The organism is Priestia endophytica (assembly GCF_026790145.1).
Taxonomy (GTDB): domain Bacteria; phylum Bacillota; class Bacilli; order Bacillales; family Bacillaceae_H; genus Bacillus_I; species Bacillus_I endophytica_A.
This window is the reverse complement of record NZ_JALAMS010000032.1, coordinates 43,115-69,855: the sequence shown is the minus strand read 5'-3', so window position 1 is coordinate 69,855 and position 26,741 is coordinate 43,115. Positions and strand designations below refer to the sequence as shown.

The 26,741-nt window shown below is 36.7% G+C and carries 28 protein-coding genes; 23 read left to right on the top strand and 5 right to left on the bottom strand.

The genetic code is table 11. From position 1 onward, the window contains the following. Positions 1 to 38: 38 nt before the first annotated feature. On the top strand, positions 39 to 2,441 hold the full coding sequence (locus MOC86_RS20540) for a heavy metal translocating P-type ATPase (protein WP_268585857.1): 2,403 nt from the start codon (positions 39 to 41) through the stop codon (positions 2,439 to 2,441). 64 nt (positions 2,442 to 2,505) lie between these two features. Beyond that, on the top strand, positions 2,506 to 3,345 hold the full coding sequence (locus tag MOC86_RS20535) for an MBL fold metallo-hydrolase (RefSeq protein ID WP_268585856.1): 840 nt from the start codon (positions 2,506 to 2,508) through the stop codon (positions 3,343 to 3,345). A gap of 141 nt (positions 3,346 to 3,486) precedes the next feature. Here the strand turns inward: MOC86_RS20535 and MOC86_RS20530 are convergent, their stop codons facing one another. Beyond that, on the bottom strand, positions 3,487 to 3,708 hold the full coding sequence (locus tag MOC86_RS20530; protein WP_019391145.1) for a DeoR family transcriptional regulator: 222 nt from the start codon (positions 3,706 to 3,708) through the stop codon (positions 3,487 to 3,489). Between the two features lie 308 nt (positions 3,709 to 4,016). Between MOC86_RS20530 and pepV the strand changes: the two genes are divergently transcribed. Then, complete coding sequence (gene pepV, locus MOC86_RS20525) at positions 4,017 to 5,393, top strand: dipeptidase PepV (RefSeq protein WP_268585855.1); 1,377 nt, start codon at positions 4,017 to 4,019, stop codon at positions 5,391 to 5,393. Positions 5,394 to 5,445: 52 nt separating this feature from the next. Here the strand turns inward: pepV and cysK are convergent, their stop codons facing one another. Next, a complete protein-coding gene (gene cysK / locus MOC86_RS20520; protein ID WP_419146666.1) occupies positions 5,446 to 6,366 on the bottom strand; it encodes a cysteine synthase A in 921 nt (306 codons plus the stop codon). Between the two features lie 173 nt (positions 6,367 to 6,539). Here cysK and thpR point away from each other — a divergent pair, with 173 nt between their 5' ends. From thpR to MOC86_RS20495, 5 genes are all read left to right on the top strand, one after another. After that, positions 6,540 to 7,112, top strand: a complete 573-nt coding sequence (gene thpR / locus MOC86_RS20515; RefSeq protein WP_268585853.1) for an RNA 2',3'-cyclic phosphodiesterase — start codon at positions 6,540 to 6,542, stop codon at positions 7,110 to 7,112. After that, positions 7,109 to 7,504: a CidA/LrgA family protein gene (locus MOC86_RS20510; RefSeq protein WP_268585852.1), complete on the top strand. Its 396-nt coding sequence runs from the start codon at positions 7,109 to 7,111 to the stop codon at positions 7,502 to 7,504. The genes thpR and MOC86_RS20510 overlap by 4 nt, the downstream gene beginning before the upstream one ends. Beyond that, positions 7,501 to 8,193, top strand: coding sequence for an LrgB family protein (locus MOC86_RS20505; RefSeq protein WP_268585851.1), 693 nt, complete (start codon positions 7,501 to 7,503; stop codon positions 8,191 to 8,193). Before MOC86_RS20510 ends, MOC86_RS20505 begins: the two co-directional genes overlap by 4 nt. Before the next feature lie 137 nt (positions 8,194 to 8,330). Beyond that, a complete protein-coding gene (locus MOC86_RS20500) occupies positions 8,331 to 9,275 on the top strand; it encodes a nuclease-related domain-containing protein (protein WP_268585850.1) in 945 nt (314 codons plus the stop codon). Between the two features lie 268 nt (positions 9,276 to 9,543). Then, positions 9,544 to 10,320, top strand: coding sequence for a phosphotransferase family protein (locus MOC86_RS20495; RefSeq protein ID WP_026009468.1), 777 nt, complete (start codon positions 9,544 to 9,546; stop codon positions 10,318 to 10,320). Here the strand turns inward: MOC86_RS20495 and MOC86_RS20490 are convergent. Beyond that, the gene (locus MOC86_RS20490) at positions 10,315 to 10,593 is read right to left on the bottom strand and encodes a YtzH-like family protein (RefSeq protein ID WP_019391153.1); all 279 of its coding nucleotides are present in this window, start codon (positions 10,591 to 10,593) and stop codon (positions 10,315 to 10,317) included. The genes MOC86_RS20495 and MOC86_RS20490 overlap by 6 nt on opposite strands. A 152-nt stretch (positions 10,594 to 10,745) precedes the next feature. On the opposite strand from MOC86_RS20490, the gene trmB reads away from it, so the two are divergent. Together trmB and MOC86_RS20480 are read left to right on the top strand one after the other, a co-directional pair. Continuing rightward, the gene (trmB, locus tag MOC86_RS20485) at positions 10,746 to 11,384 is read left to right on the top strand and encodes a tRNA (guanosine(46)-N7)-methyltransferase TrmB (RefSeq protein ID WP_268585848.1); all 639 of its coding nucleotides are present in this window, start codon (positions 10,746 to 10,748) and stop codon (positions 11,382 to 11,384) included. A 91-nt stretch (positions 11,385 to 11,475) separates the two neighbouring features. Continuing rightward, positions 11,476 to 12,321: a YtnP family quorum-quenching lactonase gene (locus MOC86_RS20480; protein ID WP_268585847.1), complete on the top strand. Its 846-nt coding sequence runs from the start codon at positions 11,476 to 11,478 to the stop codon at positions 12,319 to 12,321. Here the strand turns inward: MOC86_RS20480 and MOC86_RS20475 are convergent. Next, entirely contained in the window at positions 12,318 to 12,626 is a 309-nt protein-coding gene (locus MOC86_RS20475; protein ID WP_019391156.1) for a hypothetical protein, read from the bottom strand. The two genes, MOC86_RS20480 and MOC86_RS20475, sit on opposite strands and share 4 nt — an antisense overlap. Before the next feature lie 161 nt (positions 12,627 to 12,787). Here MOC86_RS20475 and MOC86_RS20470 point away from each other — a divergent pair, with 161 nt between their 5' ends. From MOC86_RS20470 to murC, 7 genes are all read left to right on the top strand, one after another. Continuing rightward, entirely contained in the window at positions 12,788 to 13,855 is a 1,068-nt protein-coding gene (locus tag MOC86_RS20470; RefSeq protein WP_268585845.1) for a M42 family metallopeptidase, read from the top strand. 64 nt (positions 13,856 to 13,919) lie between these two features. Beyond that, positions 13,920 to 14,426 carry a DUF84 family protein gene (locus MOC86_RS20465; protein ID WP_268585844.1) on the top strand — a complete coding sequence of 169 codons (507 nt, stop codon included), beginning with the start codon at positions 13,920 to 13,922 and terminating at the stop codon, positions 14,424 to 14,426. A 94-nt stretch (positions 14,427 to 14,520) separates the two neighbouring features. Further along, on the top strand, positions 14,521 to 14,844 hold the full coding sequence (locus tag MOC86_RS20460; RefSeq protein WP_268585843.1) for a thioredoxin family protein: 324 nt from the start codon (positions 14,521 to 14,523) through the stop codon (positions 14,842 to 14,844). A gap of 19 nt (positions 14,845 to 14,863) precedes the next feature. Continuing rightward, complete coding sequence (locus MOC86_RS20455; RefSeq protein ID WP_026009469.1) at positions 14,864 to 15,673, top strand: DUF1444 domain-containing protein; 810 nt, start codon at positions 14,864 to 14,866, stop codon at positions 15,671 to 15,673. Further along, entirely contained in the window at positions 15,670 to 16,275 is a 606-nt protein-coding gene (gene ytpR, locus MOC86_RS20450) for a YtpR family tRNA-binding protein (RefSeq protein WP_268585842.1), read from the top strand. The genes MOC86_RS20455 and ytpR overlap by 4 nt, the downstream gene beginning before the upstream one ends. Positions 16,276 to 16,545: 270 nt before the next feature. After that, positions 16,546 to 19,344, top strand: coding sequence for a DNA translocase FtsK (locus MOC86_RS20445; RefSeq protein ID WP_268585841.1), 2,799 nt, complete (start codon positions 16,546 to 16,548; stop codon positions 19,342 to 19,344). A 530-nt stretch (positions 19,345 to 19,874) separates the two neighbouring features. Then, complete coding sequence (gene murC, locus MOC86_RS20440) at positions 19,875 to 21,173, top strand: UDP-N-acetylmuramate--L-alanine ligase (RefSeq protein ID WP_243517104.1); 1,299 nt, start codon at positions 19,875 to 19,877, stop codon at positions 21,171 to 21,173. A 26-nt stretch (positions 21,174 to 21,199) separates the two neighbouring features. On the opposite strand, the gene MOC86_RS20435 is transcribed toward murC, so the two are convergent. Then, positions 21,200 to 22,315, bottom strand: a complete 1,116-nt coding sequence (locus MOC86_RS20435; protein WP_040056934.1) for an aminopeptidase — start codon at positions 22,313 to 22,315, stop codon at positions 21,200 to 21,202. A 249-nt stretch (positions 22,316 to 22,564) separates the two neighbouring features. Here MOC86_RS20435 and MOC86_RS20430 point away from each other — a divergent pair, with 249 nt between their 5' ends. The 6 genes from MOC86_RS20430 to MOC86_RS20405 all read left to right on the top strand — a co-directional run bounded on the left by MOC86_RS20430 (position 22,565) and on the right by MOC86_RS20405 (position 26,735). Next, on the top strand, positions 22,565 to 23,044 hold the full coding sequence (locus MOC86_RS20430; protein WP_019391165.1) for a DUF948 domain-containing protein: 480 nt from the start codon (positions 22,565 to 22,567) through the stop codon (positions 23,042 to 23,044). A 25-nt stretch (positions 23,045 to 23,069) separates the two neighbouring features. Continuing rightward, positions 23,070 to 23,486, top strand: a complete 417-nt coding sequence (locus tag MOC86_RS20425; RefSeq protein ID WP_268585839.1) for a YtxH domain-containing protein — start codon at positions 23,070 to 23,072, stop codon at positions 23,484 to 23,486. Between the two features lie 66 nt (positions 23,487 to 23,552). Continuing rightward, positions 23,553 to 23,873, top strand: a complete 321-nt coding sequence (gene ytxJ / locus MOC86_RS20420; protein WP_268585838.1) for a bacillithiol system redox-active protein YtxJ — start codon at positions 23,553 to 23,555, stop codon at positions 23,871 to 23,873. 237 nt (positions 23,874 to 24,110) lie between these two features. Continuing rightward, entirely contained in the window at positions 24,111 to 25,109 is a 999-nt protein-coding gene (gene ccpA, locus MOC86_RS20415) for a catabolite control protein A (RefSeq protein WP_243517116.1), read from the top strand. Positions 25,110 to 25,216: 107 nt separating this feature from the next. Continuing rightward, positions 25,217 to 26,044 (top strand): MotA/TolQ/ExbB proton channel family protein, encoded by an 828-nt coding sequence (locus MOC86_RS20410; RefSeq protein ID WP_268585837.1) that lies wholly within the window; start codon positions 25,217 to 25,219, stop codon positions 26,042 to 26,044. Continuing rightward, positions 26,034 to 26,735 (top strand): OmpA family protein, encoded by a 702-nt coding sequence (locus MOC86_RS20405; RefSeq protein WP_268585836.1) that lies wholly within the window; start codon positions 26,034 to 26,036, stop codon positions 26,733 to 26,735. The genes MOC86_RS20410 and MOC86_RS20405 overlap by 11 nt, the downstream gene beginning before the upstream one ends. Positions 26,736 to 26,741 lie beyond the last annotated feature (6 nt).

Genomic DNA, 26,741 nt, shown 5'->3' with positions numbered 1-26,741 from the left:
AAATATATACTCTGCGCAGGTATGTGAGGGAGGGCAATATGACAACTTATAAAGAAGTTTCCTTATCTATTAGTGGGATGACATGTGCAGCATGTGCAAATCGGATTGAGAGAGGATTAAAAAAGTTAGAAGGGGTAGAGGAAGCAAATGTAAACTTTGCGTTAGAGTCGTGTACAGTAAAGTATAATAAAGATGAAATAAACGAAAATCAAATTGAAGAAAAAGTGAATAAGCTTGGTTATGAGGTTGTAAAAGAAAAAACAGAGCTTATACTAATGGGAATGACATGCGCAGCATGCGCAAACCGGATTGAAAAAGGGTTAAACAAACTAGAAGGAGTAGAAGAAGCTACTGTAAATTTTGCACTTGAAATGGCAACAGTCGTTTATAACAAAAATATTCTATCACCATCAGATATGACTGGAAAAGTAAGAAAACTTGGGTATGATGCTAAAGTCAAAGAAGAAACAGAAAATGTTGATTATCGTGAAAAAGTTTTAAAAAGACAGCAGTTGAAGTTTTGGGGTTCGCTTATATTAAGTTTGCCACTTTTATGGACGATGGTCGGCCATTTTTCTTTTACTTCTTTTCTTCCTATGCCAGATTTATTTATGAATCCATGGTTTCAATTTGCATTAGCAACACCTGTGCAATTTATTATTGGCGGGCAGTTCTATATTGGCGCTTTTAAAGCATTGAAAAATAAGAGTGCGAATATGGATGTGCTTGTTGCTTTAGGAACAAGTGCTGCTTATTTTTATTCTTTATATATGACTCTCCGTTCATCAGGAAGTCATCACATCGAACTTTATTATGAAACAAGTGCGGTTTTGCTTACGCTCATTTTACTAGGCAAACTTTTTGAGGCAAAAGCAAAAGGACGTTCCTCAGAAGCAATTAAGAAAATGATGAGTCTTAAAGCAAAGACAGCCACTATTTTTCGCGGTGGTGAAGAAATAGAAGTATCCATTGATGACGTAAGAAAAGGGGATATCTTATATATTAAACCAGGAGAGAAAATTCCTGTTGATGGGGAGGTTATTGATGGAGAGTCAAGCATAGATGAAGGAATGCTTACAGGGGAAAGCGTCCCAGTTGATAAAAAAGTTGGCGACAAAGTAATTGGAGCTACAATTAATAAAAATGGTTTTTTAAAAGTAGAAGCAACTAGAGTTGGAAAAGAAACAGCACTAGCTCAAATTATCCAAGTTGTTGAAGAAGCTCAAGGCTCAAAAGCTCCTATTCAGCGCTTAGCTGATAAAATTTCAGGTGTTTTTGTCCCTATTGTTGTTGGTATTGCACTCGTAACCTTTTTAATTTGGTATATCTGGGTTGAACCAGGCCAGTTTGCATCGTCCTTAGAAGCGCTGATTGCTGTTCTTGTGATTGCTTGTCCTTGTGCTCTTGGATTAGCAACGCCAACTTCAATTATGGCAGGATCTGGACGTGCAGCAGAATACGGTATTTTGTTTAAGGGTGGCGAATATTTAGAAACAGCACATAAAATTGATACGGTCATTCTTGATAAAACAGGTACAATTACAAATGGAACACCGAAAGTAACGGATATTTTAGTACGTGGAAGAGTAAGCGTTGCAGAACTTTTAAAGATAGCAGGATCAGCTGAAAAACAATCTGAACATCCGCTTGCAGGTGCTATCGTAGAGGAAGCAGAAAGAAGAAAAATTGAGTTCTGCTCTGTTTCCCAATTTGAATCTTTCTCAGGGTTTGGTATTACCGCAACTGTAGAAGGAAGAAAAGTACTTGTTGGTACCCGTAAGCTTATGCTTCAAGATGATATTCATATTGAAGCAGCTGAAGAGCATATGACAAAGCTTGAGCAAGAAGGAAAAACAGCGATGCTTGTAGCGATTGACGGAGTATATGAAGGCATTATTGCTGTGGCAGATACAGTAAAAGAGACATCAAAAGAAGCCGTACAGCGTCTTATAGATCAAGGGTTACACATTTTTATGATAACAGGTGACAATGAAAGAACGGCTAAAGCAATTGCAGCGCAAGTTGGAATTCAACACGTTATTGCAGGAGTACTTCCAGAAGAAAAAGCCAAAGAAGTACAAAAGCTGAAAGAAAAAGGACATTTTGTAGCTATGGTAGGAGATGGAATCAATGATGCTCCTGCTCTTGCTCTTGCTGATGTCGGGATGGCGATTGGAACAGGGACAGATGTTGCTCTAGAGGCAGCAGATATTACTCTTATGCGAGGGGATTTAAATAGCATAGGAGACGCTTTATTTATTAGTGACAAAACAGTTAAAAATATTAAACAAAACTTATTCTGGGCGTTTGGATACAACATGTTAGGAATTCCAATTGCAGCAGCTGGGTTACTAGCTCCATGGATAGCAGGAGCTGCAATGGCGTTTAGCTCTGTATCTGTTGTAATTAATGCCCTAAGACTACAAAGGTTGAAATTATAAAGGAAGAGGAGTTCTTTGTACTCCTCTTTTTTTGTATAATAAAGTAAAAAAAGGATGAGAAGTAATGAACTTAACGGTATTAGTTGATAATAATACATACATTGATCGTTATTTTATAGGAGAACCTGCCCTATCTTTTTTTATAGAAGATAGAGAAAAAAGAATATTATTTGATACAGGTTATTCACGTGCATTTATTCATAATGCTGAAAAAATGAGAATTAACCTTAGAAAGTTACACTATGTTGCATTATCACACGGTCATATTGACCATACGTGGGGATTAACAGATCTTGTGAGGGTGTTTATGGAGGCAAAAGGAGAAAAAATAGATTATACAATTCCGACTGTTATTGGACACCCTCTAGTTTTTAATAGCAAGCTCTTTCCTTCAGAAGGTGAAATAGGCAGTCTCTTATCGGAGGAAAAGTTGAACTATCATTTTCCTGTGCATCTATCAAGAGAGCCTTTTTGGTTAACAGAGAAGCTTGTGTTCTTAGGAGAAATCGAAAGAAAGTTTGACTTCGAAGAAGATGAACCAATTGGGAGTGTAATTGTTGAGGAGCAATATGAAGATGATTATGTAGTAGATGACACAGCCCTTGTGTATAAAGCAAAAGGGGGCCTTGTTGTAATTGTTGGTTGTGCTCATTCTGGAATTTGCAATATTATTGAACAAGCAAAAATGGTGTGTGAAGAAGAACGAGTTATAAGCGTGATCGGAGGGTTTCATCTTCTAAATCCATCTAAAAACAGAATTGAGAAAACCATGAGTTATCTAGAAAAGTTAGAGCTTCAGTCATTATATCCATGTCATTGTACAGATCTTCAATCTAAAATAGCGCTTGCTAGAACAGGGATTATTAAAGAAGTTGGGGTAGGATTAAACATCGAGTGGAAGTAAAAAAGGATTTTTATCTGAAAGGGCACATAAAAAAAGCTTGTAGTGCCATTCTTTATCCAGAAGGCAGTGGTCTACAAGCAGAAAAAAACGTATGCTGTTTTTTTCAATATCATGCTTCTTCGTTATTTTTTATTTTCGTAGTTAAGATGATGCTCGTACTTTCTTTTCTGTAGCCGTCCATTTTCCTCTACCAGGACTGCGAACTAAATCATTATATGCCAATACATTCAAATCTCGCTGGACAGTCCGTGGAGTAATCCCAAATTCGTCTACTAGCTCCTGAGTCGTTACTGTACCTTTTTGACTAATGAACATGTAAACTGATTTGATGCGAGTTAGCATTCGATTCGTTGCAGGTTTCAAACAACCACTTCCTTATCAGATTTTAACATGGTACGCTTTGCTGATTGGATAATGCCACTACACTTCTATTGTACACAAACACACAAACGTTTGAAAAGCAAAAGGCATAAATTAACACAACATTTACAAAAATGCGTAACAATTATGTAATATTGAAGGAAGTCACCTCCATTTTTACTTCTTATTTTTAATTATAATAAATTTTCTGAAATATATGAGTAGAATCTTCTAAAACGCTTTATTTTAATTTCTTTTTTATAAAAAGGTATAATGAAAGGGAAGATTTACATAGGAAAGGACTGAAAAAAATGAAAAATATTGATTGGGTTCAAGAAGTAGAGAATAGAAAAAATGAACTTATTGAAGATACAAGAGAGCTATTAAAAATAAAAAGTGTATTAGAAGAAGGAACAGAGAAAGCTCCTTTTGGAGAAGGAATAGCAGAAGCTCTTCACTTTTTATTAGAAATTGGAAAAAAAGATGGCTTTGTTACAAAGAACGTTGATGGATATGCAGGTCATATTGAGCACGGTTCAGGAGAAGAATTAATTGGTGTTCTTTGTCATATTGATGTAGTTCCTGAGGGAGATGGATGGTCTGTTCCACCGTTTGGAGCCGTTGTGAAAGATGGTCGAATTTATGCGAGAGGAGCAATTGATGATAAGGGTCCCACAATGGCAGCCTACTACGCAATCAAAATTTTAAAAGAGCTTGAGATACCTTTGTCAAAGCGAATTCGAATGATTATTGGAACTGATGAAGAAAGTAACTGGCGCTGTGTTGATCACTATTTTGCTCATGAAGAGATGCCAGGGATTGGATTCGCTCCAGATGCTGATTTCCCTATTATCCATGCTGAGAAGGGCATTATGGATTTTGATCTTATCCAGAAAAAAGATGAAAAGGGAAACAAAGTGCTAAAGTCTCTGACATCAGGACATCGTTATAATATGGTTCCTGATTATGCGGAAGCATTATTAGCTCTAGAGGACTTTGAAGAAGAATCTTTTCATGCCTTTTTAGAGAGCGAAAATTTAAGTGGTCATGTAACGATAAAGGGAGAAGAAGTGCTTTTGACAATTGAAGGGGTTTCAGCACATGGGAGCATGCCTGAACAAGGGATTAACGCAGGAATTAAAATGTGCGAATTTCTTTCAACTCTTGCATTAGATGAGAAAGCAAATGAATTTGTTCAGTATGGAGCACAGATGTTCTGTGGGGACTATTATGGAGAAAAGCTAGGAATCTCATATAAAGATGAAGTAAGCGGGGCGTTAACCATAAATGTTGGTCTTATTCGCTATAAGGAAGATGAAGGAGGAAAATTCGGCCTCAACATTCGTTATCCTGTTACACAACAATCAAGCGCCATTATTGAAGGAATTGATCAAAAAACATTTTTAATTGAAAATATTGATGATTCACCTCCACATCATGTTGAAAAAGATCATCAACTTATTCAAACACTGCAACGCGTTTACGAAGAACGCACAGGAGAAGAGGCAACGCTCTTAGCTATTGGAGGAGGTACATATGCGCGGGCACTGAAAGCTGGTGTTGCATTCGGGCCTTTATTTCAAGGACGAGAAGATGTTGCACATAAAAAAGATGAATATATGGATATAGAAGATTTACTAAAAGCAACAGCCATTTATGCTCAAGCACTATATGAATTAGCAAAGTAAAAAAATATAACAAAATAAAAAAGATAGAAGAAGGCTCTTCTATCTTTTTTATTTATTCATTTTCAAAATCAAATAAGTCTGTTGATAAATAACGTTCTCCTGTATCACAAGCAATACAGACAACAACTTCCTGAGGAGATAAACGTTTAGCAACTTCAATTGCTGCAAAGCATGCTCCCCCAGAAGATGGACCAACAAGGATTCCTTCTTGAGAAGCAAGGTTACGTACCATCTCATATGCTTGTTCATCTTTAATTTTAAAAATTTCATCATAAACATCTTGGTGAAGCGTTTCAGGAATAAAACCAGGGCTTGTACCAACGAGCTTGTGACGTCCTGGTTTACCTCCTGATAGAACAGGGGAACCAGCTGGTTCTACAACATGAACTGTAATATTTGGATCATGTTTTTTCAATGTTTCGCCTGTACCAGTAATCGTCCCACCTGTTCCCGCTGTTGCAACAAAGGCAGTAAGTTTTTTTCCAATAGAATCAAGCGCATTGATAATTTCAGGTGCTGTTGTATTCCGATGGGCATCTGGGTTTGCTTGGTTTTTAAATTGCATTGGGATAAAAGAGTTCGGAATAGTTTTAGCAAGCTCCTCTGCTTTTCGAATAGATCCTTGCATTTTTTCTTCACCAGGCGTAAGTACAACGTCTGCACCATATGCTTTTAATAAGTTAATTCGCTCTTGGCTCATTGTATCTGGCATCACAAGAATAGAACGATAGCCTCTTACAGAAGCATTCATCGCTAAACCAATCCCCGTGTTTCCACTTGTAGGTTCAATAATAACAGAATCAGCAGTTAACAATCCGGCTTTCTCTGCTTCAATAATCATATTATAAGCGGCTCGATCTTTTACGCTTTTACTTGGATTCATAAATTCTAATTTTAGATAAACAGACGCTCCATTTGCTGGCTGTAAGCGGTTTAACTTCACAAGGGGAGTTTCTCCAATTAATTCTCCCATGTTGTTGGCTACTTTCACTACTGTCACCTCAATCACTTTGTATGTAAATAAGAGTATTAAATATAATATTACTATAACATATCTTTAATTTCTTACGAAAAGCCACCTTGTAGTCTTTTCATAAATTGCGGTAAAGTAAAAAAAACTAATTCATTATAAAGGAGAAAAGCGGAATGTCATCTTCTCACTATTTTATTGGAATTAAACTTCCTAAAGGGATTAACGAACAAGTTCATGCATGGGTGCAAAAGCATAAAAAAGAGCTTCCGTTTAAAAAGTTTGTTCATAAAGAAGATTACCATATTACCCTTGCTTTTTTAGGAGAAACAAGTAATGAAACCCTAGCGTTATTAATTAAACAGCTTGAAGAAAACAGTAAAAATGTTTCCTCCTTTAAATTAGTAACATTTGAAACAGGTGTTTTTGGATCAGCATCAAAACCTCGCGTGTTTTGGCTTGGTGTTCATCATGAGGAAAATCTGTTTCAGCTTGAACAAGTTGTTCGCACTAGTTGTGAAAAAAGCGGAAAAAAACTTGAATCAAGACCGTACCGTCCTCATATTACATTAGCTAAACGATTTAATGAAGGAGATAAAGGTATCAAAGAAAGATTTATAAAAAATAATGATCTCCAAAGTTTATCATGGGATGTGGCAGAATATCAGCTTGTTAAAATTAATCCATCTAGAACCCCTAAATATGAAATAGTTCAAAACTTTTCCTTAAATAGGGGAGAAGAGCTATGAAACGTTTTAGTTTGATAGCTCTTCAAATTTTGTTCCTTTACTTCTTGTATAAATGCGGTACATTTGTAGCTTCATTTTTCCATCTTCCTGTTCCTGGAAGTATTGTAGGGATGCTCATATTGTTTTTGTTGTTACAGTTCAAATTAATACAAGCAAAATGGGTAAGTGAAGGAGCAAATTGGCTGCTTTCTTATCTTTCCCTTTTATTTGTTCCGGCAACCGTTGGGATTATTGATTATTTATCGTTCTTTGCTTCAAAAGGTATTCTTACAATTTTTATCGTTATTATAAGTACATTTCTCGTTATGATGACAGCAGGATTGTTAACTCAATATTTTGCTAGAAAGCAAGAAAAAGTAACAAGAAAAGGGGAAAGAGAGGTATCAAGATGAATGTACTATTGGCGATTATTGTCATTTTAGCAACAATATTAATTTATATACTTATGAAACGTGTTTATGAGCAATATCGATTTCCACTCCTTGTTCCAACAGCAACTACGACGCTAATCCTTGTCGTTCTGCTCTTGTTTTGTCATATAGATTACAAACAGTATATGGTTGGTGGGAAGTGGATTGGAGAGCTGTTAGGTCCTGCCGTTGTTGCTCTAGCATACCCATTATTTAGAAATAAGCATATTTTAAAGAAATACGGTTTTTCTCTTTCTTTAGGTGTTGTGGGAGGGGCGCTTGTAGGAATATTTAGTGGCATATATTTAAGTGTTTTATTACATATTGACTCAACATTCATTAAAGCATTAGCTCCGAAGTCTGTTACATCTCCTGTTGCTATGGACGTTGCAATGATTACAAAGGGTTCTCCATCGCTTGCAGCTGTTTATGTAATGATTGCAGGAATATCAGGAGCTGTGTTTGGAAACATATTGTTAAAATATTGTCATGTGAATCATTTTGTTGGAGTAGGAGCTGCATTTGGTACAGGAGCCCATGGAATTGGAACAGCAAAAGCTTTGGAACTTGGAGAAGAGGAAGGAGCTATAAGTTCTGTTGCAATGACGTTAAGTGCTGTTGTTACTGTTCTCCTTTGTCCAGCAGCCATTTCCTTCGTTTTGAATGCTTAGCATAACGAAATAAATGTTGTTCCGTCTCTGTATTTAATATTAAAATAAAAGTACTTGTAAAATGATAAAAATGGGTAATTTAACATGATTATGGCAAAAGAATGTCCAAATATAACAGCTCGGGAGACGAGAACAAAATGGCACAGTTAATTAAACTACAAGACTATATATCACGATATGAACAAGATATTTATCAATATCCTAGCCAATATATACAATTGAAGAAAAGAAACTGGGAGTTCATAAAATCAGCATTTGATAAAGGAGAATCTTTAATTGCTGAGGAAGAGATTACAGAAGAAACAGAGGTCCAAGCAAAAGAAAAGAGTTCTTTTTTTAATAACATAAAAACATTATTTCAACGAAGAAATGAAGAAGTAATAGAGAAAGAACAACAAGAGCCTGTAATGACAGAGGAGAAACTGTTTGAAAAGTCACTTCGTCATTTCACAACAGAACCAAAAACAATCGAGGATTTAAAAATTTTATTTTTAGACAATCTTTTTCAACTCCAAACGCAGTGGGCATCCACTGTTTTAACATCTCAAGCAATACCCCATTCTTTATATTATAACGAATATTTGAAATACTTTTTGCAACGCTTTCCTGATAATTATTTACTCTTATATAATCCTGTTTTTAAGCTCAAAAAAGCACCAATTGAAACAGACCTTATTTTAATTAGTCCACTTGAAACAATTTGTATTTCTATTGTTGAAGGAAAGGAAAATGGGATTTTTCAATATAACCAAGGACGATTTTGGAAATACTTAGACGGAGAAGATGAAAAGAAAATTGTAAATCCTTTTATTAGTTTAAATAGAACAGGTCTTATTGTTCAAAAACTTTATGAGCGAGCAAACTGTGATTTTCCTGTACGTAAAGTTGTATTAAATCGAAAAGGATATTTTGACTGTCCTATTGTTCCTCATGATACGATGCTTGTTGATCGGAGAAATTATGGAGAATGGTTTGATCAACTTAGAACGCTAACAACTCCTTTGAAGCATGGGCAGCTAAAGGCAGCCAAAGCCCTTCTAACAAGTACTCAAAATACATTTGTCACCAAAGAAGAAGAGTAAATCGTTATTGTAAGCTACGTTTAATTCATATTTGTTCAGGTTACATTAATAGAGATACGATAAAGCCTAATTTACGTGTGGAAACATTAAATAAGAGAAAACTTCTGCAACTATTCTTGTTTATCTGTCAGTTTTACTTGACGAAAAAAGATATTTGAGGATAAAATCAAAAAAGGATGGCTACTTGTCTGTGTATCCTCAGGTAGCTGTCTTTTTTATTTCTAAACTTCTAAATGAAATGTGTGTGTTGAAATTGAAGGTGAACTGGTTGGAACATATATTAGGAAGTGAATGGAAGATAACGCCAGCAGGCGGCTCAACAGGAGATGCTTATTTTGCGAAGTTTCAGGATCGGGAACTTTTTTTAAAGCGAAATTCATCGCCTTTTTTAGCTATGCTTTCAGCAGAAGGAATTGTTCCAAAACTTGTATGGACAAGAAGAATGGAAAATGGAGATGTTATTACTGCGCAACATTGGTTGAATGGCCGAGAACTAAAACCAAGTGATATGGTTTCAACAAAAGTAGCAAAACTGCTCAGTAAAATCCACTATTCTCAAGAACTGTTAGATATGTTAAAAAGATTAGGTAAAACGCCGTTGCGTCCAGATGAACTTTTACAAAGTTTATATCAACATATCGATCATGAACTACTAGCAATTCCAGCAGTTCAAGAAGGTATTCGGTATCTACAGCGTGAATTACCAAACATTCATACGATTCGTTACGGAGTTTGTCATTGTGATGTTCATCATAACAACTGGCTGTTAGGAGAAAATGGACAGATGTACCTGATTGATTGGGACGAAGCAATGATTGCAGATCCTGCTATTGATTTAGGATTGCTTTTTTACCTCTATATTCCGAAATCAGAGTGGGGAGAATGGCTCGAAGAATATGGAGCAGAAATGACTGATGACTTAGAACACCGAATGAAGTGGTATGCCATCAGCCAAATGATCTCTCTTATGCAGTCACATAAAGACTGTCAAGATGAACGAGAAATGAATAGATTACATCATCACCTCAGCGAGCTTGTTTCATGATAAAGTGTGGAGTTCGTCCATCCATTGAGTTAAATTAGCTTGATTTGTTTGGATATATTGATTAAGCTCGCTGCTTCCTTTCCCAGTCTGTGAATAGTAATAAATGTTTTCTAAAGTTTTTTTAACTTCCTCCTTCGTCTGCGCATTTGCTAGCATCGATTTAGCGAGACGCTCCATTTGCTCACATTCCGAAACAGTTCCACAGCAGTCACTTTGATGTTCTGAAAGAATATCTTTTAATACACTAAGCTGATTTTGATAATTTAATGGCATAAGTATCACCTTTTCTTTACGTAGTGCCTTTAGTTTTATCTTTATCAACACATTTATGCGATATATTAACAACTAAAAATTTAACTGAACTAGACAGCCTTTCCTCTCAATTAGGAAAGAAGTGAAAAACATAAATAGATGAGGTGTGTAACATGCGTTTGCGAAACAAGCCATGGGCAAAAGATTATATTGATGCCCACCCACAATACATTATTCCGACTCCAGAGAAACGTAAGGGGGATTGGAAGGGTGTATTTCAAAATGATAACCCAATCCATATTGAAGTTGGAACTGGGAAAGGTCAGTTCTTAATCGGAATGGCGAAACAAAATCCTCATATTAACTATATTGGGATTGAAGCATATCAAAGTGTTATTGTGAGCGCTCTTGAAAAGCTCATTGAGGAAGATTTACCAAATTTGAAGCTTCTTGATGTTAACGCGGAAAATTTAACAGACTATTTTGCTCAAGGTGAGATTGACCGTGTGTATTTGAACTTTTCTGATCCATGGCCAAAGCCTCGACATGAAAAAAGACGTCTCACATACAAAACATTCCTAGAGCAATATGAAGAAGTGCTTGTTAAAAATGGAGAAATTCATTTTAAAACGGATAATCAAGGATTGTTTGAGTATTCACTTCAAAGCTTTTCAGCTTATGGTATGCTTCTGACGTTTGTTAGTCTTGATCTTCATAAGCTAGAGGATGAAAATAATATTATGACAGAATATGAAGAGAAATTTTCTGAAAAAGGAAATCGTATTTATCGCTGCGAAGTGCAGTTCAAATAAGACTTATGCGCCGTACAAAGACGGCGCATTTTTTGTATGCGAAAAAAATGGAGCGTGATACAATAAAGAAAAAGCAAAGGGAGGTTATTTTTTGGAAACGTTATCATTAGGGGAGCTAAAGCTTACTTGGCTAGATGGAGGAGACAATCATCTTGACGGTGGGGCAATGTTTGGTGTAGTTCCTAAGGCTTTATGGTCAAAAAAGTATGAAGAAAATGAAAAAAATCAAATTCCGCTTCGTACAGATCCTATTTTAATTCAAAAAGAAAACAAAAACTTTCTTATTGATACAGGGCTTGGGGTTGCTAAACTAACAGAAAAGCAAAAGCGTAATTTCGGCGTAACAAGAGAATCGAACCTTATTCCTGCCCTTAAAGAGTTAGGGGTGTGTCCAGAAAGTATTAATGCTGTTTTAATGACGCATCTTCATTTTGACCATGCTTGTGGTTTAACAAGTGTAAAAGAGGGGGAGTTTGTATCCACATTTCAAAATGCTGAAATCTTCGTCACTAAAACCGAATGGGATGAAATGAGAAGTCCGAACCTTCGCTCACGAAACACATATTGGAAACAAAACTGGGAAGCAATAAGCAAGCAAGTCGTTCCTTTTGAAGAGTCAGTAAGTGTAATAAGCGAAATAGAAATGATTAAAACAGGAGGGCATAGCGGCGGTCATGCCATTATCCGACTAGAAAGTGATGGGCATGCTGCTTATCATCTTGGTGATTTGCTTGGTACACATGCCCATCAAAATCCACTGTGGGTTATGGCCTATGATGATTATCCGGTCACATCTGTTTTACAAAAAGAGCGTTGGTTAAAAAAAGCCATTGATGAAAAGGCTTGGCTAACTTTTTATCATGACTATTATTATCGTGCCTTAAAATGGAACGATAAAGGTGTGATTGTTGATTCAGTAAAAATCCAAAGAGACTAGCCAATTTTCTTGAATTCGATAAGTGAGCCTGTCACACTATCAACAAAAAACTCATAGTGTTCTTGTAGCCCATTTTTACTTCTTGTAATACCGCCTTGATATCCTTCAAAAAATAACTCATCTTTGTGAAACGTTTTTTTAGTTGTTTCAATCCAAGAACCGCTAACTGTTCCATTTTGTTTGAAAACGCGTTTTACAGTTTCAAGAGCTTTTTCAGCATCCATCTTTTGTTCACACGTTCTTTGAAGGAGATAAGTTCCAGCTGCACCTGCAGCAAGTCCAATAGCTAAGCTTTTCCAATTCATTTCTTCCACTCCATTTCTGTAACAGCTTTCATTATAAGAAAGTATACAGAACAAAAGGTGGTTTGTTAAGTAAAAAGGGGCGAATTCGTTCTGCAGTAGCAATTCATGATTGTTTTCGATAAAATAAAGAAATAACTATACATATCTAAAGGGGCATGATGATGAATCAAGAAACTTTAGCATTATTTAAAACATTAACAGAATTACCTGGAGCGTCAGGCAATGAACATGCTGTTCGCGCATTTATGAAAGAAGAGCTTACAAAATATTCTGATGAAATTATTCAAGATCGTCTTGGCAGTACATTTGGAGTTCGAAATGGCAACGGTCCAAAAGTAATGGTTGCAGGTCACATGGATGAAGTAGGGTTTATGGTTACATCTGTAACAGATAAAGGGATGCTTCGCTTTCAACCTCTTGGGGGCTGGTGGAGTCAAGTACTGCTTGCCCAACGCGTAGAAGTTATAACAAAAAATGGGCCTGTAGTAGGCGTTATTGCGTCTATTCCGCCACATCTTCTCGATGAGAGTCAGCGCAACCGCCCAATGGCCATTAAAAATATGCTTATTGATGTTGGAGCAGATAGCAAAGAAGAAGTAAAAGAAATGGGTATTAAGCAAGGAGATCAGATTGTACCTATCTGTCCATTCACACCGATGAAAAATGAAAAAAAGATCTTAGCTAAAGCATGGGACAATAGATATGGCTGTGGCTTAGCAATTGAGTTATTAAAAGAGCTTAAAGACGAAAAGCTCCCAAATACGCTTTATTCAGGTGCAACAGTGCAGGAAGAAGTTGGCTTAAGAGGAGCTCAATCTGCAGCAAATATGATTAATCCAGATCTCTTTTATGCTCTTGATGCAAGTCCTGCAAATGATACCTCTGGAGACAAGAATGCGTTCGGACAACTTGGAAAAGGAGTGCTCCTCCGTATTCTAGACCGGACGATGGTCACACATCGAGGAGTAAGAGAATTCGTGCTTGATACAGCAGAAACAAACAATATTCCATATCAATATTTTGTATCACAAGGTGGGACAGATGCTGGACGTGTTCATTTATCAAATAAGGGTGTTCCTTCAACAGTAATTGGAATCTGTTCACGCTATGTTCATACAAGTGCATCAATGGTTCATATTGATGACTATGCGGCAGCAAAAGAACTGCTTATCAAGCTTGTAAAATCTTCAGATCAAACAACGTTAAACACGATTTTAGAACAAGGTTAATAGACAAAGGTTCGGTCAAGCGTATGCTACGCTACCGAACTTTTTTATGAAAGGAGAAGAGAATATGATTGCGCTCGGTACGACAAATCCTGCAAAAGTAAGAGCTGTACAAGCTGTCTTTACGACAACAGAAATTAAAGCTTTATCCGTATCAAGCGAAGTCTCCGCTCAACCATTTTCAGATGAGGAAACCGTTGAAGGAGCTATTAACAGAGCCCGAAACGCGAAGATTGAAGCAAATGTCGCCATCGGAATAGGGTTAGAAGGGGGCGTTGTTGAGACGGATAGAGGGTTGCTTTTATGCAACTGGGGAGCACTTCTTGCTTCAGACTGTGAGCCTATTGTAGCGGGAGGATTGCGTATTCCGCTTCCAGAGGAATTTGTTGCCCCTTTAAAAAGTGGTCGAGAGCTTGGCGAAATCATTGATGAATATGCCAAAAAAGAGAACGTTAGACAAAATGAAGGAGCTATTGGCATTTTAACAGGAGGATATATTTCAAGAGAGCAAGTTTTTACAGATATTGTGAAAGCTCTTGTTGGGCAGTATAAGCAATTAAAAAGTTGCCGATAAATGTTGTTAGTATACTTTCATTGCGGTGAATCTCTTCATTTGTTAACATCAAAAAGATATTATATTTTACTGTATAATCTAGGAGGAAAAGTAAATGGAAAAATTATCAACAATTGAACAATATAGAGAATTAGCTGGGAAAGAAGATGTTATTTTCATGTTTTCAGCAGACTGGTGTCCGGACTGTCGTGTAATTGAGCCCATTTTACCAGAAGTTATGGAGAAATATAATCAATATAAATTCTTCTATGTAGATCGTGATGACTTTATTGAGTTATGTCAAGAACTTAATATCTTTGGTATTCCAAGCTTTGTTGCATTCAGTAATGGAGAAGAGATTGGTCGATTTGTAAGCAAAGATAGAAAAACACAAGAAGAAATTGAGCAGTTTATCGAAGATCTACCCTCTAATTCTTAAGGAGTGAGAGCAGTTGAAAATGACAAGCTTGAAAATGCGTGATCTTTTAAAAGAACGATTGAAAAATGATCATTGGACATTTTCTTTTGATCGTGAAAAAGACACGTTGCGCATTGAAGATAAAGAGACAAAAAAGGGAACAACAGTCTCTTTACCAGGGCTTATTGCCAAATGGGAAATAAGGAAAGAAAAAGCCATTGATGAGATGGTTTACTATATAGAAGAGGCATTGAAAGTAATGTCACAAGAACAAGAATTAACAGGCAAAGAACGGAATGTTTATCCTGTTATTCGCTCAACCTCTTTTCCAACAGAAGCGAACGATGGTACAAAGCTTTTATATGATGACCATACGGCAGAGACACGTATTTACTATGCTCTTGACCTTGGAACGACGTATCGTCTTATTGATGAACGCCTTTTGAAAAAAGAAGGATGGGATTTACTGAAAGTTCGTGAGATGGCTCGTTTCAACCTTCGTTCGTTGCCGCTTTCATATCGAGAAGATACCGTAGCAGGAAATACATTCTATTTTGTTAACAACAAAGACGGTTATGATGCTAGTCGCATTTTAAACGAGTCAATTTTAAAGAAATTCTCAGCCGAAATTCATGGTACAATGGCAGTGGCTGTTCCACATCAAGATGTTTTAATTATTGCCGATATTAAAAACGATACAGGTTATGATGTGCTTGCACAGATTACAATGAGCTTTTTTGCTGATGGTCATGTGCCAATTACAGCACTCTCTTTCCTTTATGAGAACGGTGGATTAGAGCCAATTTTCATTTTAGCTAAAAATAGAAAAAAGGACGGTAAAAAATCATGAACGCATTTTACAATCGAGAAGGAATCGGTGATACACTCATCGTAAAAATAAATGAACTTGAGCTTCAAGACCGAGCTGTTGAGCGCAATGGTGATGTAGCACGCGTATATCACAATAAAACAAACGAAACAGCAGGATACAATATTTTTAATGCTTCTACATATTTTACAGTGTCAGCAAACGGCTTAGTTGATCTAACAGAAGAGTTAGCAGAGAAAATCAATGAAACAATTGAAAAAAGCGGTTTTAAAAAAGTAGACGTTGATTTATCACCAAAGTTTGTTGTTGGATATGTAGAATCAAAAGAAAAGCACCCAGATGCAGATAAATTAAATGTATGTCAAGTAAACGTAGGAAATGAAACACTTCAAATTGTGTGTGGAGCGCCGAACGTTGATCAAGGTCAAAAGGTTGTTGTAGCAAAAGTTGGAGCTGTTATGCCAAGTGGAATGGAAATTAAAGATGCAGAGCTTCGCGGCATTGCTTCTTCTGGAATGATTTGTTCAGCAAAAGAATTAGCACTTCCAAATGCACCGAAGGAAAAAGGAATTCTTGTTCTAGAAGATAATGCAGAAATTGGAAAACCTTTTTTTGACAAATAAATAACAAATAGAAGAGAGTCTAGAGACAAATACTACATTTTTCTTTCAGACATTACAAATGTTTAAAAATCGTTGAAAGCTCTTTTTTATATTTGATAAAATTACAGACCACTAGTGTATACACTAGTGGTCTTTATTTGTAAAAATATGAAGAAGAGGATAGAAAATCTTAAAAACGTGGTAAAATGTATGTGAAAATAAAAAGAAATCCTTTGTGAAAAATTTAAGCCGAAATTTGAATAGATAAAGTAAAACGTTGGAGTGATGAAAATGGGTTTTATCCGAAAATTTGTGGATTACTTATTAGGATATGAAGTGAAAGAGATTATTGTAGAAGAGCCTGCTCAAGAAGAGAAAAAGAAACAGCAGCAAAGTCCTAAAAAGCAACCAAAACATCCAATCGTAAAACCGAGTGGGCCAAACGGAGTGAAAACACCGCAGTCTGATTTGGAAACGCGAGTCGCTTATCAATATCCAAAAGGAAAGTTTCGTTTCCCTCTTATTGATGATAATGCAGACGTTAGACAGCCTCGACAAGAGCGAGAAGAGGAGCGTGAAGTGCGTCCGTCAGCGCGTTGGAAAGAAGAAGAAAACGCAGCTCATCGTCACAGAGAAGAAGAACAACCAAAACGGCCATCTAGTAGACCATCTAATAGGAGAAGAAATCATGAGATCCGTCCATCAGCGCGTTGGAAGGAAGAGTATGAAGAACATCCTGTTTCTAATGGAGAAAGCTCTCTCTCGCCCAAAGAGAGAAGAAGAACGCCAAAACAATGGAGAGAGCAGCAAGAAAGTAGTGAAAGAATGTCTTCTGATCACCTAAAACCAAAGGTAGAAGAAGAAAAATTAAGAACAAGACCGTTTCGCCCAACTGAAATACCTTCTCCTATTTATGGATTTAATCAGCGTCCAGATAAAAAGGAGGAACCTGAGGAAGTTTATGACGACATTATTGAATTTGAGCTTCCTTCATCTGCGCCAATTAGAGAACGACGTGAAATAGAGAAGAAAGATGAATCAGCTTATCGTGCTTTCCCTACTTTTGAAGAGCATTCACCACCGACGCAAGAAGAAGAGATTTATATGATGAATGAAAGTGAGCCACTTCAAAAGGAGAAGGTTGCTTCTTACGAAGAGACGGAGCAGCTTGAAGAAGTACCTTCTATGTATACGAATGAAGCAAAAGAAGAAGTGTCAGCTACAGAAGAGCCTTATTTATACGAAGAAGAGGAAGCTCCTGCTCACTCTTTTAAGCATGAAATCGAAGATGAACAACCAAAACGGAATTCTGTCTCTTTGTCTCCTATTCAAGAGATAGAAGAAGAGAGAAAAGAGGACATAAGCTCAGCTTCAGTAGAAGATGAAAGAATGGAAGAATACGAGATAAAAGAACCCGAGCCTATTGAAGAGAAGCAGACTGAAGCTCCTGTTGAGGAAGTCCGTGAGCAAAGAAAAGTGTCACCTGATGACAGGGAAGAGAAACGAAAACGGCATGTTCCTTTCAATGTTATGATGCTTAAAAAAGATCGACAGGAATTAAAAAAAAAAGTAGAAAAAGAGACGATTCTTCCAACTAACGAAGATATGAATGAACGTGATAGTAACAGGGATAGAGAATTAGAAGAAAAGATTAATAGAGAACATTATCAGTTTCCTGAGCTAGCTCTTTTGGCAGACCCTCCAAGAACGGAAGGGGATGATGAAGAGTGGATGCAAAGTCAAAGCGAGCTCTTGAACACAACTCTTTTTAACTTTAATGTTCGGGCAAGCGTTGTAAATGTTACGCAAGGACCAACAGTAACTCGCTTTGAGGTACAGCCAGAACCAGGTGTAAAAGTAAGCAAAGTAACAAACTTAACTGATGACATTAAGTTAAGTATGGCGGCTCAAGATATTCGAATGGAAGCCCCTATTCCAGGCAAGAATGCAATTGGTATTGAGCTTCCAAACCGAAATAGCAAACCTGTTCTTTTAAAAGAAATTCTAGAAAGTAACGAATTTCAACAAAGCGCGTCACCGCTTTCTGTTGCTTTAGGTCTAGATATTTCAGGTGAGCCTATTGTGATGGACTTAAACAAAATGCCGCATGGTCTTATTGCAGGAGCAACGGGTTCAGGGAAAAGTGTGTGTATTAATACAATTATTGTCAGTCTTCTTTATAAAGCAGCTCCACATGAAGTGAAATTGATGCTTATTGATCCCAAAATGGTAGAACTTGCGCCATATAATCATATTCCTCATCTTGTAAGCCCAGTTATTACAGATGCAAAAGCTGCTACTTCTGCTTTGAAGTGGGCTGTGGAGGAAATGGAAAGAAGATATGAACTCTTTGCTCATACAGGAGTACGTGATATTAAAAAGTATAATGAGCTTGTTGAGAAAAAAGGAGAAAAAGGGCAGGAGCTTCCTTACCTTGTTATTATCATTGATGAGCTTGCTGATCTTATGATGGTATCTCCAGGGGAAGTCGAAGAGGCAATCTGTCGAATCGCACAAAAAGCTCGGGCATGTGGTATCCATCTGCTTCTTGCTACACAACGTCCATCTGTAGACGTGATTACAGGCCTGATCAAAGCAAACGTTCCGACGCGTATTGCCTTTTCTGTATCTTCACAAGTAGATTCAAGAACAATCATTGATACAGCAGGAGCTGAGAAGCTACTCGGAAAAGGAGATCTGCTTCTGCTTGCAAATGGCTCGTCAAAATCAGTGCGGATCCAAGGGAACTTTGTGTCAGATGAGGAAATTGATGAAGTTGTTCAGCATGTAAGAGACCAAATGAAGCCGAACTATTTATTTAACCAAGAGCAGCTTCTTCAAAAGCATGATAGCTTTGCAAGCGATGAAGACGAGCTTTTTTATGATGCTTGTGAGTTTGTAATCAATCAAGGTGGGGCCTCAACATCAAGCGTTCAGCGTCGCTTTCGAGTAGGATATAACCGTGCAGCACGTCTTATTGATATGATGGAAGAACAAGGCGTTATTTCAGGATCAAGAGGCAGTAAGCCTCGTGATGTATTAATGAGCGAGGATGAACTTATGGAGCTTCAAGGAACAAGTACATTTTAATAAAAAAATGGCATATATGTGAAGAATAAAACTTAACGTTGTCGAGAGGCAAAAAATGTTTTACTATATGAAAAGACAGCATTATTTTACAGCTAAAGAGCACATTTCGCTCTAGAAAGTGCTCTTACTTCACGCCAAATAGCATGTCAAAGATGAAGAAGTACAGAAGCTAAAAGAAAAAAGCTAGTTTTATGAATGAGAGAAGTAGAAAAAAGGGAAAGCTAAATATGGAAAAAAAGGAAAAAAATACAGAAACTTATCCTCAATCGTAATGGTTTATTATCTAAAGAAATGGTATAATGATGAACTGTTACAGTGAAAAGCTGTACATAAAGTACGTTCTTTATTCTTTTTTAAGCTCGTTAGCACCCTGAGGCAAAGCCTCTTTCTACTGTCAAAAGCTCAAGATTTACGATTGAAAATTTAATTTTATGCAAGCAACAGAAGTAAGATTACAAGTATTTATAACCAAATTAAGATAAACGTCATATACTGTCTTACAGATAGACGTATTTTGGAGGTTCTTTTCTATGACTGTTTACCATTTTGTTGGAATTAAAGGAACTGGCATGAGTGCACTAGCGCAGATTTTACATGATATGGACTTTCAAGTACAAGGCTCTGATATTGAGAAAAAGATTTTTACTCAAAAAGCGTTAGAAGATCGGAACATACCAATTCATCCATTTTCCAAAGATAATATCCACGAAGGATTAACGATTATTGCGGGCAACGCATTTCCAGATACGCATGAAGAAATTGAAGCAGCGAAAGAGCAAGGTTTAGAAGTCATTCGCTACCACCGTTTTTTAGGAGATTTTATGAAACAGTATACAAGCGTTGCTGTTACAGGAGCACATGGGAAAACGTCTACAACAGGCATGCTTTCTCATGTTATTCAAGGTGCGCGTCCTACGTCATATTTAATTGGTGACGGAACAGGAAAGGGAACGGCAGATAGCCAATACTTTGCATTTGAAGCATGTGAATATCGTCGTCATTTCCTTTCTTACCATCCTGATTATGCAATTATGACAAACATTGACTTTGATCACCCTGACTATTTTGCTAACGTAGATGATGTATTTAGTGCGTTTCAAGAGATGGCTCTTCAAGTGCAAAAAGGAATTATCGCTTGTGGGGATGATGAACATCTGCAAAAAATCCAAGCTAAAGTACCTGTTCTCTACTACGGGTTCCGAGAAGGAAACGACTTTCAAGCTCGCAACGTAGAGAAAACAACAGAAGGAACAACATTTGATGTGTTCGTACGCAATACATTTTATGCAACATTCTATATTCCAGGTTATGGAGACCATAACATTTTGAATGCTCTTTCTGTTATTGCTCTTTGTCACTACGAGCAAATTGATTCTGAAATCATTCAAGAGCGTTTTAAATCTTATGAAGGAGTAAAGCGTCGCTTCAGTGAAAAAGTGTTAGGTTCTCAAGTAATTATTGATGACTATGCACATCATCCAACTGAAATTCAAGCAACAATTAGTGCAGCTCGTCAAAAATACCCTGATCGTGAAGTTATTGCTGTATTCCAGCCACATACGTTTACACGTACACAAACGTTTTTAGGGGAGTTCGCAGAATCTCTTCAAAGTGCTGACAAAGTTTATCTTTGCGATATTTTTGGTTCTGCTCGTGAAAAACAAGGAAACTTATCAATTGAAGACTTACGTTCTAAAATTGAAGGTGCAGAGCTTATTAGCGAAGAAAGTATTGAAAAGCTTAGCAAACATGAAAAAGGTGTCTTAATTTTCATGGGAGCAGGAGACATTCAAAAGTTCGAAGAATTATACCAAAAAACGCTCGTATAAAAAAGGTTCCCTAATGGGAACCTTTTTTATTTTAGGTTTTCTGGATTTAGAGCTTCTAACTCTTTAATGACGAAGCGACCGTCTTTGCGGATCAGAACATCGTCAAAGTAAATCTCTCCTCCACCATATTCAGGGCGTTGGATCATTACCATATCCCAATGAATGTTAGAATGGTTGCCGTTATAGGCTTCTTCATAACATTCTCCAGGAGTGAAGTGGAAGCTACCGTCAATTTTTTCATCAAACAAGATGTCTTGCATTGGATGTTGAATGTATGGGTTTACCCCAATTGCAAACTCCCCAACAAAACGAGCTCCTTCATCAGTATCAAAAATATGATTGATACGTTCAGTATCATTTGCTGTTGCATCAACAATTTTTCCATTTTCAAACGTTAATTTTACATTTTCAAATGTGAATCCTTGGTATGGAGATGGTGTGTTGTAAGTGATAACTCCGTTCACAGAATCACGAACAGGAGCTGTAAAAACTTCTCCATCAGGAATATTCATTTCACCTGCACATTTCACAGCAGGGATGTCTTTAATAGAGAATGTTAAGTTTGTATCTTTTCCAATAAGCTGAACTTTATCTGTTTTATTCATAAGTTCTACAAGAGCATCCATTGCTTTATTCATTTTGCCATAGTCAAGATTACAAACATTGAAATAAAAATCCTCAAAAGCTTCCTTACTCATTTTTGAAAGCTGAGCCATTGATTCTGTAGGATAGCGTAAAACAACCCATTTTGTTTTCGGTACACGAATTTCACGATGAACTTTCTTGCCTACTGTATCGCCTTGGATTTTCATTTTTTCAGCAGGTACATCTGATTGCTCAAAAATATTGTCCCCTGCGCGAAGCCCAATATAAGCATCCATCTCTTTCATAACGTTCGCTTCAAACTGAGCGATAAGCTCGTACTGTTCTTCAGAAGCCCCCATTAAGAGACTTCTATCTACTGTATGGTCTTTTAAGCTTACAAATGGAAGACCACCAGCTTCATAAGCTTCCTTTACAAGTGCTGTAACAAGTTCTTTTTGTAAACCGAAGTTTTCAATGAGAATTTTTTCACCTTTTTGTAGCTTCACAGAATATTGAATAAGGTTTTTCGCTAGTTGTTGAATTCTTGGATCTTTCATGAGGAACCTCCTTGGAAATAAATATCTGTCCTTATTGTACCCTAGAAGAGGAAAATTTCATAAAAATATGAATAAAAGGGAATAAAAAAAGAGAGGAGTTTGTTTTCTTTCTGTCGAATGATAAAATAGTATAAGTACATAAAGAGACCTACTTCCTTTTTCCGAGATTCCTGTCCACAGTGAATAATATGTTTGTTTCTAGGTGAAAAAGGGTAGTGAATCGTATCAAAGAGTAGGAGGTTACTGTTCATGATTATCATCTTGTACTTAAGCGTTGCAGTTATTGCTGTTGCATTTCTTTTCCTCGTTATTTCACTCTCTAAAACTTTGCGATCTGTTCAAACTACGTTAGACTCTGTGTCTACAACGTTAACAGGTGTGGAAACGCAAATGAAGGGTATTACCGTTGAAACAACAGAGCTGCTTCATAAAACAAATGCACTAGCAGTTGACATTCAAAAAAAATCAGAGTCACTAAACAGTGTAGTAGACTCTGTTAGACAAGTAGGAAACTCTATCCAAGGATTAAACACATCTATTTCGCGAGTGTCTACAACGGTCACAGAACAAACTGAAGCAAATAAGGATAAAATTGCTCAAGTTGTTCAATGGAGTAACGTCGCAATGGATATTTGGAACAAAGTAAAAGGAAAAAGAAATCAACAACAAAAGCAATCACCACAAATTGAAGAAGAGAACGTTCCGAAACGTTCACGTATGTATATGTAGGATTTAAAAAGGAGGAGATTCAATTATGGGCGATCGAAACGGGAAAGAATTTATCGTTGGGACTGTTATTGGCGGAGTGATTGGCGCAGCTACAGCACTTCTATTAGCACCGAAATCTGGTAAAGAACTTCGCACAGATTTAAACGAACAAGCTGCATATGTTCGCCTTAAAACAGAGGAATTTAAAAACGTAGCTGTTGAAAAAGGTCAAGGATTTGCTGAATCAGCAAAAGGAAAAACAGCAGACTTTTCTCAAAATTTCTCAAAGCAGTCATCTAATGTGATGGATAAAGTGAAAAGCTTCCGTAACAAAGAGGATGACGAAATCTCAAAGGCAAGTCTTCAAGTTCTTGAAAGTGAAGTAGAAGATCAATTAGAAAAGCTAGATGAAGAAGTAAAAAGTCCTGAATACAAGGGAGAAACACCTTCAAGTCAGCATTAATGAAATAAAGCGTTGCTAATTTTATTAGCAACGTTTTAATTTTTACAAGCTAAAGGAGTCGTAAGCGTGGATAAAATTTTTTCAGAAGACCAATTAAATCAAGCACTAGAAGAAAATAATACGTTATTTTTATTAAAACATAGTACGACGTGTCCTATTAGTCAAAATGCTTTTGAACAATATGAGAAGTTTTCTAAAGAAGAAAATTTTCCCTGCTATTATTTATATGTGCAAGAAGCACGCCCTCTCTCAAATTATGTGGCAGAACAATACAATGTAAAACATGAATCACCTCAAGTTCTTTATTTTAAGCAAGGCAACGTAGAGTGGAATACCTCTCATTTTGACATTACGTACGAGAAACTAAGTGGTTACTTACACGAATAGCATTCTTTTGGAGGAATATGTAAGAGTAATACCAAAGGCTCGGCGTGTTGCTGAGCCTTTTTTATGCGATTTAGTAAACTTTTTGTGAAAAATATACATGAGAGACCAATAAGCATTTGTCATTATGTAAATAGTATCGTATATTATTTACAGACAATGAATCCGAAATTTAATCACTATTATGTGAAAAATGTGGATAAGCTAAGCGAAAAGCGTTGATATAAGGAGTGTTAAAACATGAATATTACAATATATGATGTTGCAAGAGAAGCAAATGTTTCAATGGCAACCGTATCACGTGTAGTAAATGGAAACCCAAATGTTAAACCATCAACAAGAAAAAAAGTATTAGAAACAATTGAAAGACTTGGGTATCGCCCAAATGCTGTAGCAAGAGGCCTTGCTAGTAAGAAAACAACGACAGTAGGGGTTATTATCCCTGATATCTCAAGCATTTTCCACGCAGAGCTTGCACGTGGTATTGAAGATATCGCAACAATGTATAAATATAATATTATTTTGAGCAACTCAGATCAAAACAAAGATAAAGAGCTCCATCTTTTAAATACAATGCTTGGCAAACAAGTGGATGGCATTATTTTTATGAGTGGAAATGTACAGGAAGAGCATGTTGAAGAACTGAAAAAATCTCCAGTTCCAGTTGTGCTTGCTGCATCTGTTGAACAATCAGAAGAAATTCCATCTGTAAATATTGATTATGAACAAGCTGCTTATGATGCAGTAAACGCTTTAATCGAGAAGGGTCATCGCAAGATTGGCTATGTTTCAGGCCCTGAAGAAGAACCAATCAATAGTCTAAAGAAAAATGAAGGTTATAAGAGAGCTTTAAAAGAAGCAAATATTTCTTATAACGAAGATTATGTTGCTGAAGGAGACTACACATACGATTCAGGAATTGAAGCTGTTCAGCAACTTTTGAAATTAGAAGATCGTCCAACAGCTATCTTTGTTGGAACAGATGAAATGGCTCTTGGAGTTATTCACGGAGCGCAAGATGAAGGCATTTCAATTCCAGAAGACATTGAAGTGCTTGGATTTGATAATACAAGATTAGCGACAATGGTGCGCCCGCAGCTATCAACTGTTGTACAACCAATGTATGATATTGGAGCTGTTGCAATGCGACTATTAACAAAATTAATGAACAAAGAGCAAGTTGACAGCAACATTGTTCAACTTCCACATCGAATTGAATATCGCAATTCTACAAAATAAATAAAAGCTCATCAGCAGCAGACTTCTAAGTTTGCTGCTGATGAGCTTTCATGAGTGAGAAGCTAACTTTCTAAAAAGCTCGGGGTAAAAGAAAATGGAGAAACGTAATGAAGAAATATGATATTCTTACACCGCTAGGATTAGTTGTTGGTTGTGCCATTATTATTTTTGGAGTTATTACAAGTGGAGGGATTGAGAACTTCTTTTCCCTTTTAAATATCCCTTCCTTCTTTATTGTGTTAGGAGGAGTTTTAGCAGGACTTTTTGTTAGTTTTCGTATAAACGAGCTTAAAAAAGTAGGAACCATTGCTAAGCAGGCATTTCGCACTCAAACTTTTGAGCCTGAACCATATGTGGATCTTTTTGTTGCTTTTGCTAATAAAGCAAGAAAAGAAGGGCTTTTATCTCTTGAAGCAGAGATGGGAGATGTAGAAGATCGCTTTCTGAAGAAAGGGATTCTTTTAGCTGTTGATGGAGTAGAGACAGATACGATTGAGGAAATATTAAATCTAGAAGTTGATGCGCTAGAGGAACGTCATCGCAAAGGTCGAAGTATTTTTGAGAAAGCTGCTGAATATGCACCAGCGTGGGGAATGATCGGTACTCTTATTGGTCTTGTATTAATGCTGAAAAATATGGATGATCCTTCTTTACTCGGGCCAAATATGGCAGTAGCTCTTTTAACAACATTATATGGCTCATTGCTTGCTAATTTAGTGTTTCAGCCCCTTGCAGCAAAACTTTCGTTACAAACAGAGCAAGAGATCTTCCTAAGACAATGTATAATTGAAGGCGTTATTGGAGTTCAAACAGGTCAAAATCCAGGTATGGTAGAAGAGAGGCTATCTGCCTTTTTATCAACAGAAGAACGTTTAAATCGTAAGAAGAATAAGTTGGAAAAAGGTGTACAAGGAGTTAAAGAAATTGAGATCTAGAAAACATCGTCTTCGTCGCCCAAAGCGTCGTGAAGATGGAGGAAATGTAAAATGGCTTGTCACATTCGCAGACTTGATTACGCTTATTCTCGTTTTTTTTGTTCTTTTATTCTCCATGTCTCATATTAATAGCGGCAAGTTTCAGAAGCTTGTTGGCTCAATGGATAAGACATTAGCTAGTGAGAAAACAAAAGATGTACATAATAAAGAAAGTCAAGGAGAAGCACAGTCAAAGATGAACTCCGATGAACTTTTGGCTTATATTAAAGGAAAGTTGAAGAAAAACAACTTAGATGATAAAATCGCAGCTAAAAAAGATTCACGAGGAGTTGTACTTGTTTTACAAGAACAAATCCTTTTTCCAACAGGGGAAGCAAGGCTCGTTCCTGAATCTCGGCCGTTTTTAAATAAGATAGGTGAAATTATTAAAGAGCTGCCAAATGTTATTCGTGTTGAAGGTCATACAGATAAGAGGCCTATTCGAAACAGTTATTATCCTTCAAATTGGGAGCTTTCTACTGCCCGAGCAAGCAGTGTTATTCAATACTTGTCGGAAACCTATAACATCAACTCAAGCAGGTTTGTGGCAATTGGATATGGAGATACAAAGCCACTTAAGATAAGTAATCAAGAAGAAGAGATGAAGAAGAACCGCCGTGTAGAAATTGTAATCTCAGATCTTAATGACTAATACAGT